Origin of the sequence: Arsukibacterium sp. (genome assembly GCF_033722355.1) — a bacterium.
Classification (GTDB): domain Bacteria; phylum Pseudomonadota; class Gammaproteobacteria; order Enterobacterales; family Alteromonadaceae; genus Alishewanella.
The window spans coordinates 42,800-53,831 of sequence record NZ_JAWVZF010000005.1; the positions used below are offsets into that span (position 1 = coordinate 42,800).

The following is an 11,032-nucleotide window of genomic DNA, read 5'->3' on the forward strand; positions in this document are numbered from 1 at the left end:
TGGTATCAGGACGGGCGGAAAGTATAGCAAAAGCCTGCCAGCCACTCAACGTAAATCAGCAGCATCAGGTCTGCCGGTTATTGAAATGTGATGCAATTAGCTGTCCGGCTTCAGCCTGTCGATAGCGCAAGCCAACGCCACCGCCAACCCAGATCGGCTTAGATTATGCTATTTTTACGACAGGAAATTAATTCGGAGGACACTGATGCCCCAAGATAACGCTGCCCACAAAGAGAACGCCAGATTAGATGCTCTTGACCGGCTGCAGATTATGCACTCAGGCTATGAGCAACCCTTCGATCGTATTGTCCGTATGGTGGCAAACTTATTTGATGTGCCTAATGTTGGTATTCATCTTCTCGATGACAGTAACCAGTGGGTAAAAGCGTTTGAAGGCCAGCGGTTTGCCTGTCCCCGCGATCAAAGCGTCTGCCAGTTTATTCTTGAAATTAATGAGCTTATGGTGATTCCCGACCTGCGCGAAGATGTGCGCACCCGCGAGCTGGCTATCGTCAGCGGTCCACCTCATTTGCGGTTTTATGCCGGTATGCCCTTAATTACCAGTGATGGCTATACCGTCGGCACGCTGTGTCTGATTGATATGCAACCCAGAGCCGGTCTTGATAAAGCTCAACAAACCCAGTTTCAGGAGTTTGCAGCGCTGATAACAGAGGTCATGGAGCTTCGGGTCCACTATCAGCGCACCGCGCAAGCACTGCATAAGGCAACAGAGTTTGACGCCGTTACCGGACTTTATAATCGGGTGGCGCTTATCCGCGAGGGCCAGCGATTGCTTGGCCAGGCAGGTAATGACGCGGCCACTGCTGTCATCAAAGTGCGGCTGGATCGGATGAATCTGGTACTGGGCTCTTTCGGTCAGCAAGGCGGACTGGCAGTAATGCAGACTATTGCCGGGCGGTTATCTGCATTATCAGAGCCCCCTGTCTTACTGGGGCGTGGCAATGGCAATAATTTTGTTCTTATCCGTATTGGCACTGATACTGACAGTCAGGCAACCCTGGAACTATGGTTGAATGACATGGCAAGTCGAATTCTTACTGCCGTAACTCAGCCGATCGCATTAGCGGAACACAGCATTAATCTTACGGCATCATTGGGGTTGGCGCTGATGGACAACAATACAGCGGTTTATCATGTGGTTGACGCCGCTTCTGCCGCCTCGCTTGGTAGCCGTGAATTGGGGGGGAATCAGGCACGACGTTTTTCCGCCGAAGAATTTTCGGCCTTTCGTGACAGAATCAATATTGAGGCTGAACTTAGAAAAGCCTTTTCAGAACAGTTATTTGAGCTTCACTATCAACCAATTATTGATATGTCCGAACAGGGGCAGATCAGAGGTGCCGAAGCACTAATACGATGGCCCCGGCCAGGCAATCTGCCAATCGGCCCCGACCAGTTTATTCCGGTAGCAGAAGAAATTGGCATAATAAGCGAGCTGGGGCTTTGGGTTTTCAGTACCGCCTGCCGCGATTTGGCTAGCTGGCAGCAGGGCAGACAACTATGGATCGCTGTCAATTTATCACCGGTTCAGCTTACTGATCCGCAGCTTACCGATAAACTGGTCAGCCGGGCTCAGGCTGCCGGTGTTTCCTGCAGCCAGATTAAACTGGAAATTACCGAAGGTGCTTTGGAAACCGAGTATGACAGTGTCAGTAAAACACTCAGAGAATTACATCAGGCGGGCTTTATGCTGGCTGTCGATGACTTTGGCACCGGGCATTCATCAATGAACCGGGTTATCCGCATGCCGTTTGACGCACTGAAAGTTGACCGTGGTTTTGTCAGTGACTGCCCCGATGGCGCAGGTGCGGCGGTCGTCACGTCAATGGGAGCATTAGCCGATCAGCTTAATATGGAGCTGATAGCAGAGGGGGTTGAGACAGCATCACAAGAGGCTTTTCTGCTGCAACATGGTTACCGGCTTGCTCAGGGTTATCGTTATGCCCGGCCAATGCCGGCTGACGCTTTCAGCAACTATCTCAATACATCACCTTCTTAGTCTATTTAGTCTTTAAAAAATTCTGTTAAGGTTAAATTAGTCTAAAGAAATAGGGCGTTCTGGCACGGCTTCACTATCCTTAACAAAGCCCGGCCTGGCCGTAGTGTTATTGTTGTTATCTGTCATGCCGTGGTCAGGTTAGCTAACATGAGCAGGAGATAATGATGAACATACGGAACATGCTGTGCCAGATAACAGTCTGGTTTTTAGTATCACTGTTGCTAAGCACCGGTAACGTGCAGGCACAGGAAAAAGAAATGCTGGCAGAAATGTGGCAAATGACCCCCAAAGCCGGCATGAATCAGGCTTTTGAAAATAACTTTAAAGCCCACATCGAGCACAGGCAAAAACTCGGAGATCCACGACAGTGGCATGTTTATACCCCGGTCTTGGGTGATGAGCTGAATAAGTATCTGATCCGCAGTTGTTGTTTTGAGTGGAAAGAGATGGACAGTTATCAGCAGTGGGTCAAAGAAAAAGATCCGATGACCCACTGGAATAAAAACGTCGATGACAAAGTGGCGCATTATGGCCATTATCTGGCTGTGATGGATATGGCTAACAGCCACTGGCCAGATGGGGTGACAGCCAATTATGTTGGTGTAACCTACTATATGATAAAACCCGGTCACGGTAGTGAGGTTAAAGCAGCAGTAAAGATTATCAGTGATGTTGCCAAAGCGCATAACTGGCCTTATCACTGGAGCTGGAGTTATACCGTCAGTGGTGAACCCGGCATGCATCTTGCCATTCCGTTTGAGAATTATGCCGGTATGGCGCCGCCTGAACAAAAATTTAACGCCTTAATGGTGAAACATCTGGGTGGTGAAGATAAAGCGAAAGCTTTCTGGCAAACCTGGGCAAGCCATTTTGATAAGACGTCTTATAACATCTACTATCATAATAAAGCGTTGTCGGTCTACCATAAAAAATAATTAAGCCAACCGTTAAGGTACCCGCCCGGGTACCTTTTTATCGCATACAGCCTTATGGGTGGCGCTCCAATATTAACCGGTTTGCCCGACGGCAACTGCTATCGCCAAAACCCGGGCGCCATCTCTGTCTCAGCTATTAAATTCTGGAAAATAGCCTACGCTTAGCCAAGGGATAATGTCATGTTTTACCGTTATAGCCTGACAATAACGGTAACGAAGCCAAACGGAGACTGTCATGTATATCTTACTGACCGGCCTGCTGATATTTTTTGCCTGCCACACCTTTCGCTGGCTAACACCATATTATCGGGACAGGCTTATTTCACTACTGGGAATGCGGGGTTATAAGGCGCTGTATTCTGTTATTTCGTTAATAGCACTGATTTTTATTATCTGGGGTTACAGTCTGAGCAGGGCTGACCCGGTGCTACTGTGGTTGCCCCCGATCTGGACCCGGCACTTGGCGGCATTGCTGATGCTGCCGGCTATGATATTGCTGATAGCAACCTATTTGCCCGGTACTTATTTAAAGGCCAGGTTACACCACCCTATGCTACTGGCCGTCAAAACCTGGGCACTGGCCCACCTTATCAGTAATGGCACCCTGGCCGACGTCATCTTGTTTGGCAGCTTTTTGATCTGGGCTATCGCCGGTTTTATCTATTGCCGGCGGGAGGACAACCTAAAAGGATTTTCTGCGCCCCCGGGACGGGTCAGGCGGGATATGCTGGCGTTATTTTCCGGGGTATTTTTGTACTTCGTATTTACTTTTTATCTGCATGAACTTTTAATTGGCGTCAGACCTTTTACCTGAGCCGTTTTTTAGGCATGCTGGCAATCAGCTGATATTACGCTAAAACAATAATATTAAAGCAGCATGCCCTAAGGAAATAATAAAGACGATGCGTGATGATATAAGACGCCCTGCGAACCAGTGGATAGAACTGCTGGCAGAAAAAGAATTACCGGCGATCACGTCTATCGCAAGCTTGCTGGATAAGTTTTCTAATGACGATACGTCCTCTATTCCGAAACTGAGCAAAGCGATCCTGCACGATCAGGCTCTCTCATCCACTTTGCTGAAGGTGGTCAATACCACTCATCATGCCTCAATCAGAAAAGTGACCACCGTATCGCGGGCGGCGATTGTTCTTGGTATTCAGGCAGTTAAAAATATTTGTCTGACCTCTAAAATTTTAGAAGGCTTATTGCAGGCGCAAAACTTGTCGCCCGATGTCTATGATCGGCTGTTAATGCTGATGGCCAATGCCTTTTACGCTGGTTTATTAGCCAAAATGATGGTACCCGATTACAGTGATGACACTCAGGAAGAAGTGTATCTGGCAGCAATGCTGTATCACATTGGCGAAACCTCATTCTGGAGCACCGGTAGCGAGCTGACTGAACAACTGATTAAAAAAGTCGATTTGCCAGCGGCCGAATTCGAGCAACACTGTTTTAATATTGTCGGCGTCAGATTTCATGAACTCAGTGCCGGGCTGGCCAAAACCTGGAATCTGGGCGATTTGCTGATTAAGTCATTGGATCAGCCAGAAAGCCGGGCAGTGGAAATGCAAAGTATTAGTCTGGCAAACCGGCTTAGTGCAGCGATAAATTCACCGGTCGGCAATAAAGCAGAGTTAGCCAGAGTACTGCATGATATTTCAAAAATAATGAAAATAGACCGGCGCCAGCTAATTGAGCGAATCGAGCAAACCCGGTTGTTTGCGATTAATCTGCTGGGCTCTTATGGTGCGTCGATTTTAGAGGACCATATTAAAAGCCTGCCGAAAAATATCGATTTTTTGCGCCACGATGAAACACCGCTGCAGCCAGCGGTATCGTCAGAAAAAGCAGTACTACTGACATTGCAGGAATTAACCCGGCTTACGATGACCGGGACCCATATTAACGAACTACTGGCCGTGACGGTGCGTCATATCGCTAAGGTTATTGACTTCAGCAGTTGTGCCTTCTGGATATTAAGCAGTGATAAATCAAACGTGGAGTCACGCTTACGCTATGACAACCACGGTCAGATCGACTCATACCGGCGTTCTTTGTCGTTACGCCAGACCAAGAATCTGATCAGTCTGGTCATAGACAAAGACAATGCTATTGTGGTCAATGACCACACCCAACCCAAATGGCGTAATTTTATTACCGCAGAAATAGAACAGTTAATTGGCAAAGGCGCCGTCGCTATTGCCCCGGTTAAAATCAGCAATAAAGTTATCGGTATTATCAGTGGCCAGTTCTCCCAACCGGGTAAAAAAATAACCGATGAGCAGTTCAGTCAGTTTTGCTTTATTATCGAACATTTAAATATGTGTCTGATGATTAGTACCCAGAAAACCTGATCAATATACAACGAAAATCCCGTCTTACTGTTGTGTTGTAAGCGTCAGCACCGGTTTGGTTCAGCCCCCCCATACCGTCAGCTTTGCCAGCTGTCCAAGCAGCGTCACGCCACAGAGTATGGCACCTAGCACTGGCACAAAAAAGGGAATATCGGGAACATCTTCAGGCTGACTGTGTCGTTTCAGACGAATAAGCGACAGGTTAACGCCGAGAAAAACAGTAAGAATTGCAAAGCTGGTCATTGCCGCCAGCGACTTCAGCGGTACCAGTAACGCCAGCGCTAATACCACCACGGTGATCATCGTCGTGGCCGGAATGGGGGTGTCGGTTACGTCATTGATCCTTGCAAACAGCCCGGGCGCGCCGCGACCGTCACGGGCAATATCCAGCAGCAGCCGCGACGCGGCGACAATCTGGGCAAGCGCGCCGTTAATGATCACAAACAGGCTGGCAATAGCGATCGGCATACCTGGCCAGCCATACAACTCCACCGCTTTGACCAGGGGAGCGGGTGCCTCTGCAATTACCGTTAACTGGCCACTGCCCACCAGCGCCGTCGCGATCAACAGATAAAACACAAAGACGATACCGAATGAGATCATCATCGCCAGGGGCAAAGTACGTTTTACATCGCGCACTTCTTCAGCAGTCTGCGCCATATCGCCAAAACCAATAAACGAATATACAGCAAGAAAAGCGCCTGCAAAAAGCAGGTTAGCGCTGCCCCACAGCGATGCAGAAGCGTCGCTGTTTTGGCCAGCCGCTGCAACATCAGTGCCTGCCCCCATTCCTAGTCCGGCCAGCACCTCGTAAGGCCCTGCGACCAGCGCATCACGTAAGGCCCACAGCACAGCAAGCAAGGCTGCAATACCAACAAGCGTGGTTGCCGTCATCAGCCAGGCGCTTTCTTTCATGCCGGCAATGGCAACGCCACCCAGCACGACAACAATGCTTAGCGTGACCAGCCACCCCGGTATCTCAGCGAAGCTACCGAAATAGGCTACAAAGCCGGTAACAATAGTGGCAGCCGAGACTGTGTTAGCTGTCATCAGGACCCAACCGGCCGCCGAGCCCAGCCAGCGCTTGTCGAATCCACGCTGCAAATAGTCGATAGGACCGCCTGCAGTCGGGATCCGGGCGCCCATCTCAGCAAACGAAAGCGCCGATGTCATGGCCACCAGGGCAGCAAGCAAATAGGCAACCGGTGTCAGACGGCCGGCTTCGGCCAGCACCTCGCCCACGACCACGAAAATACCAGCGCCCAGGATGGTGCCCGAGCCATAAAATACCAGCGGCCAGAGCCCGACAGAGCGATCCAGCCTCAGTTCGTTTTTTCCTGCCTGCGTCATAACCGGCGCCGTATCCTTAAAAATCAAAGACTTTAAGCTTAGCAGTAATGAACTGGCTGGCAACTTGTCCGACGGCCGTTACAGCTGCCAGGCGTAACTGAACTTTAAGAAAGCACTGCGCTCAGACGGTGATAGGCGGCTGAGCTCATCGTTCTGCAGACTGCCGTCACTGTAGCCGACAAAAAATACCGTTTGCGGATTGACCTTATACGAGTACAGCAACTGCTTATTCAGCTGACGGCTTTGCGCATCCAGCCGTGCTTGCCACTGTGGCTGATAGTTCTGTAATTCGCGCTGCAAATCGGTATACAGTAATACCAGGCGCAACGCGCTGCGGTTTGAAAACTGATAGGTCAGCCGCAAATCGGTTAAATTAGCAGTAAATACCCTGGCCGACCGGTAAGCCATGGTTGTTAAATTATGCCTTAACGACAGCTCCAGATGCCGGCTGAACGAATAACGGCCCTCCAGCTCGACCCGGTTTTGATCAGACAAACGGTTATTGGTTAAATCAAGCGCAGTGCCATGCTGCCAGAAAGCGAAAAACACCATCCCGGCGGCCGGGGTAACCTCGGCCAGCACCGACCCGCCCTGCTCATCAAACCGTTCGGTATTGCCGCTTATCGCCAGCGAGTTATTATCCAGCCGCTGACCAACCCGCTCGCGCTGATAGCCGCCCAGTTCAAGATAACTGCCCAACGGGCCGAAAATGCCGGCATAGCCTTCTGTTTCGCGTTCAATAAATTCGCCCGCGGCATTATGGGTGGTGTCCCAGTCACCGGTAACCCGCACCCGGTTAAACAGGCTGTCAGCCGCCAGATACCAGATGTACTCACCGCCGGTGGTAAATTTGTTCCAGTCGGTTTCGGGCATAAAACCTAAATCAGCCCGAAACGCTTTACTGCGCGCATCATAGCGGCCAAACCAGCGCCAGGTGCGCTCTGAATGCTGATAATTTACCCGGTAAGCCCGGCCGGTTAACGGCTGCTCAGTGCCATAACGCTGCAATGCTTCACCACCAAGCGCCATCTGCTCGCTGTTAGTCGTCTCGCTGTACAGCCATTGCAGGCTTAAGGTGTCTTTTGCCGTTAAGCGGATAGTGGCATCCAGCCCGGTCAGGCCGTTGGCATAGTCTCCGGCTTCGCGCCAGGTGCCAATTGCACCGACGCTGATGCTGTTGCTATAGGCAAAACTATATCGCGCCGCCAGATTGCGGCTGGCATTGTCTAACACAGCAATATCTGAGCCCAGGTTACCGGGTAATACCAGGGTGGTACTGTCATCATCGGCCGTAAAAAAGCCAAAGGTGTGTGCGCCGGTGCGGCCGGTGATCTTGGCGCCGATATTTGGCGCGCTGATATTGCGGGTATGCACCAGATTGTAGGGCGTCGCAAAATAGTCGGCATTTTCGGTAAAAAATGGCCGGCTTTCAGCGTAAAACAGGGTAAACGGATTATTGACCGATAACTGCTCTGCATCAGCTTCCACCTGCGAGAAATCGGGGTTTAACGTGGCATTTAACGTAATATCAGGCGTAACGGCCCATTTACCATCCAGGCTAAGCTCAATATTATTGTCCCCCTGCCAGTTTTGCTGCTGATGGACATTGCGCTGCTCGCTGCGTCCCGCCACGACCGACGGCGCAATAATGACATTGGTACTGCTTCTGGCCCTGGCAAACCCCTGATACGCCGGCATCTGGCATACCCAGCATTTATTGGCATGGCTTATTCTGGCACTGGACAGCCGCAGCCGCTGATCGCGTGGCATAAAGCGGACAAACTCCAGCGCCCAGGTTTTCAGGCCAGCTTGCGGCGGAAAATTCATTACCGTAAACGGGATCGCCATCTCCACCACATACCCGTTAGCGGTCAGCTGGCCGGCCGCATGCCAGAAGCCATCCCAACTGGATGATTCATGGCCGGTCTGGGCATTTTCAATTGAATCCGCCTGGCTGCCCAGCGGGTTGGCAAAAAACTGATATGCCAATTGCTGATTGTTATACGGGTCTATTTTTACCCCAACCACATCATCATTCCAGATGTTATCGCGGTTACGATAAAACGCCCGGATTAACGCAGGCTCTGGATCAGGTGCAATAAAGCCGATATACAAAATCTCGCCATCGTCAAAAACCAGCGCTTCAGTGGCAATATCAGAGATACCCTGGTCACTGGGCAAGGTAATAAAATTAATATTAATTCGTTTGGCATTCTGCCATACCGATTCATTCAGGTTACCGTCCACTGCCATCACATCGCCGGGCAGCAAGGTCGGGATCTCTGACGTCTGCGCCTGACTGAGGCCGCTAAGCAGTAAACTGCTGACAGCACAAAAACTAAAAATGGCAGCGGATAGGACGGAACAAAATGTGGACGGCATGAATTTCCCGAAATGCGAGAGCGCGATTATCTGCGGTTGGCAATAGTGCGCGCATCATACCGGTTTATTTAAAATTGACAGCCAAGGTGCGTTAAACAGGCAATATTCAAAGGTGTACTGAGGCTGTACTTTGTTTTGCGGCCTGTTTTGCCGATTTTAACCGCTCAGCTTTGTGACACCTCATCAATAAGTTTGCGCTGAACACGGACTGCAGTGCTTTTCGGCCGAATCGGCTTGCCCCGGCCTTCCAGATGCGCCCGGGTAAATGCCGCGCCAAACAGCAAGATCATCGACGAATAGTTTACCCAAAGCAGCAATAGTGCCAGCGACCCTGCAGCACCATAAGCCGATGCCGTCGCGGTGTAGGCAAGGTAAACCGAGATCAGCGAGCGGCCCGCGGTAAATAACACTGCCGTTATAAAAGCCCCCAGCAGCACATCGCGCCATGACAACAACACGTCGGGCAATATTTTGAACATCGCGGCAAACAAAAGGGTTATCACCAGCAGTGACAGCACAAGCTCCATCCCCACCATTGCCCAGCCAGGGACCGGCAGCCAGTCATCAGCAAATGCCATAATGCTGCGCAGCGCCACCGATAGCAGCAGCGAAACCAGCATAATAAAACCAATCGCCAGAATAATGGTCAGCGACAATAAGCGGCTTTTAATAAAGATCCACAGGTTGCTTTTCGAAGGCCGTGGCGCGACATCCCAGATTTGATTCAGCGACTGCTGCATCTGGGCAAACACGGTGGTAGCACCGACGATGGTGGCCAGGATCCCGATTAATGCCGGCCAGATACCACTCTGATCAATCTGTGAATTCGCAACAGCCGTCTGTACTACCCCGGCAGCTTGCGAACCAAAGGTGCCCTCCAGCTGGGTGAACAATTGCTCCTGCACCGCACGCTCGCCAATCACCAGCCCGACCAGCGCCACCACCACAATTAAAATTGGCGCAATGGAAAATACGGTGAAAAACGCCAGTGCCGCCGCATAAATAAAGGCCTGACTACCCAGCCAATAACTGCCTGCAGCGCCCAGAATGCCTAGCCAGTGCTGAACAGCGGCGGGCAGTTTGTTATAAATGTTAGCAACCATACTCAAAAAATATCCCTGTCTGTAATTTAACCATAACGGTAATAAAGATAGATAAGCGACGCCAGTACAAACAGCAACATGGTGCCTGCCTTGCCGGCTATGATTCCTTTTGTGGTTGACATCCCTCTTGGTATTAAGACTTTAGCGACAAACAGATAATTTAAAAATGCGGATACAAGCGCAAATGCTGCCAGCACCAGCGCGGTATGCGTCACAGCTGTCATGGTTTGCTCCTGTATTGTTACCCTATGCCCTTTGTCACTGCATCAGGCCGGGCTTTGCCGGATTTCCGATTGCAGCTTCAGCACTTTATCGCCATCCTGCTGTTCGATTAAATACGCAGGGTTATCATCAGTGCCATTGCGGGTCACTTCAGATCCTTTAAGCGTCCGGGTGACTTTCTGCCGGAAAACCTCACGGATATAGCCCTCGGCAGTGCCTTCGCCCCAGTCCCACTGCACTTTGGTATTGGTCTGATAGGTGTCGGTCATCATCTTACTCACGGGTTACTCATCTTAGTGGTATCTACCGTTAATCCTGGCTTAGTGGATCATGGCCCCAGTTCATTAAAGAATAGCGCCAGGCGCTGTGCTGTACATCATCCTCGGGCCCACCCTGGGCAAGATGACGTTTAATATAACCGACAACCTTTGCCATATGAGACCATTGCTCGTCGGTTAAGTCGGCTTTGTTGGTACGCTTAATCTGAACAATCTTTCTGCCTGACTTGTGCCCTGTTGATTCGCCGTTGTCAGTATCTCCCACGGTTTTGCTATTTTCGGTTTGCAACCAGTCTTCCAGTTCAGCCGGCGCCATATTGACCAGTTCACGCCACTCTTGCCATATTTGTTCTCTGGATTTATCTGAAGACATTACCTTTTC

At 50.5% G+C, this 11,032-nt stretch carries 10 protein-coding genes; 4 read left to right on the forward strand and 6 right to left on the reverse strand.

The features are described 5' to 3' along the window. The first annotated feature begins 205 nt into the window (after positions 1 to 205). The 4 genes from R3177_RS01340 to R3177_RS01355 all read left to right on the forward strand — a co-directional run bounded on the left by R3177_RS01340 (position 206) and on the right by R3177_RS01355 (position 5,315). Positions 206 to 2,020 carry a GGDEF and EAL domain-containing protein gene (locus R3177_RS01340; RefSeq protein WP_318969248.1) on the forward strand — a complete coding sequence of 605 codons (1,815 nt, stop codon included), beginning with the start codon at positions 206 to 208 and terminating at the stop codon, positions 2,018 to 2,020. Positions 2,021 to 2,184: 164 nt separating this feature from the next. Further along, the gene (locus R3177_RS01345; protein WP_318969249.1) at positions 2,185 to 2,955 is read left to right on the forward strand and encodes a hypothetical protein; all 771 of its coding nucleotides are present in this window, start codon (positions 2,185 to 2,187) and stop codon (positions 2,953 to 2,955) included. A gap of 235 nt (positions 2,956 to 3,190) precedes the next feature. Further along, entirely contained in the window at positions 3,191 to 3,769 is a 579-nt protein-coding gene (locus R3177_RS01350) for an NnrU family protein (RefSeq protein WP_318969250.1), read from the forward strand. A gap of 88 nt (positions 3,770 to 3,857) precedes the next feature. Further along, entirely contained in the window at positions 3,858 to 5,315 is a 1,458-nt protein-coding gene (locus R3177_RS01355; RefSeq protein ID WP_318969251.1) for an HDOD domain-containing protein, read from the forward strand. Positions 5,316 to 5,375: 60 nt separating this feature from the next. On the opposite strand, the gene R3177_RS01360 is transcribed toward R3177_RS01355, so the two are convergent. The 6 genes from R3177_RS01360 to R3177_RS01385 all read right to left on the reverse strand — a co-directional run. After that, complete coding sequence (locus R3177_RS01360; protein ID WP_318969252.1) at positions 5,376 to 6,665, reverse strand: APC family permease; 1,290 nt, start codon at positions 6,663 to 6,665, stop codon at positions 5,376 to 5,378. A 78-nt stretch (positions 6,666 to 6,743) separates the two neighbouring features. Then, the gene (locus R3177_RS01365; RefSeq protein ID WP_318969253.1) at positions 6,744 to 9,047 is read right to left on the reverse strand and encodes a DUF5916 domain-containing protein; all 2,304 of its coding nucleotides are present in this window, start codon (positions 9,045 to 9,047) and stop codon (positions 6,744 to 6,746) included. Between the two features lie 164 nt (positions 9,048 to 9,211). After that, the gene (locus tag R3177_RS01370; protein WP_318969254.1) at positions 9,212 to 10,150 is read right to left on the reverse strand and encodes a YihY/virulence factor BrkB family protein; all 939 of its coding nucleotides are present in this window, start codon (positions 10,148 to 10,150) and stop codon (positions 9,212 to 9,214) included. Positions 10,151 to 10,176: 26 nt separating this feature from the next. Continuing rightward, a complete protein-coding gene (locus R3177_RS01375) occupies positions 10,177 to 10,374 on the reverse strand; it encodes a hypothetical protein (protein ID WP_318969255.1) in 198 nt (65 codons plus the stop codon). 42 nt (positions 10,375 to 10,416) lie between these two features. Beyond that, positions 10,417 to 10,644, reverse strand: a complete 228-nt coding sequence (locus R3177_RS01380; protein WP_318969257.1) for a DUF2945 domain-containing protein — start codon at positions 10,642 to 10,644, stop codon at positions 10,417 to 10,419. 37 nt (positions 10,645 to 10,681) lie between these two features. Continuing rightward, positions 10,682 to 11,032: DUF3140 domain-containing protein (locus R3177_RS01385; RefSeq protein WP_318969256.1), on the reverse strand; the 351-nt coding region annotated here is incomplete at its 5' end.

What these genes read in the sequence shown, in the direction of transcription:
- R3177_RS01370 (WP_318969254.1), bottom strand. Translation starts at nt 10,150, where the DNA reads ATGGTTGCTAACATTTATAACAAACTGCCCGCCGCTGTTCAGCACTGG.
- R3177_RS01345 (WP_318969249.1), top strand. Translation starts at nt 2,185, where the DNA reads ATGAACATACGGAACATGCTGTGCCAGATAACAGTCTGGTTTTTAGTA.
- R3177_RS01355 (WP_318969251.1), top strand. Translation starts at nt 3,858, where the DNA reads ATGCGTGATGATATAAGACGCCCTGCGAACCAGTGGATAGAACTGCTG.
- R3177_RS01340 (WP_318969248.1), top strand. Translation starts at nt 206, where the DNA reads ATGCCCCAAGATAACGCTGCCCACAAAGAGAACGCCAGATTAGATGCT.
- R3177_RS01375 (WP_318969255.1), bottom strand. Translation starts at nt 10,374, where the DNA reads ATGACAGCTGTGACGCATACCGCGCTGGTGCTGGCAGCATTTGCGCTT.
- R3177_RS01360 (WP_318969252.1), bottom strand. Translation starts at nt 6,665, where the DNA reads ATGACGCAGGCAGGAAAAAACGAACTGAGGCTGGATCGCTCTGTCGGG.
- R3177_RS01365 (WP_318969253.1), bottom strand. Translation starts at nt 9,047, where the DNA reads ATGCCGTCCACATTTTGTTCCGTCCTATCCGCTGCCATTTTTAGTTTT.
- R3177_RS01350 (WP_318969250.1), top strand. Translation starts at nt 3,191, where the DNA reads ATGTATATCTTACTGACCGGCCTGCTGATATTTTTTGCCTGCCACACC.
- R3177_RS01380 (WP_318969257.1), bottom strand. Translation starts at nt 10,644, where the DNA reads ATGATGACCGACACCTATCAGACCAATACCAAAGTGCAGTGGGACTGG.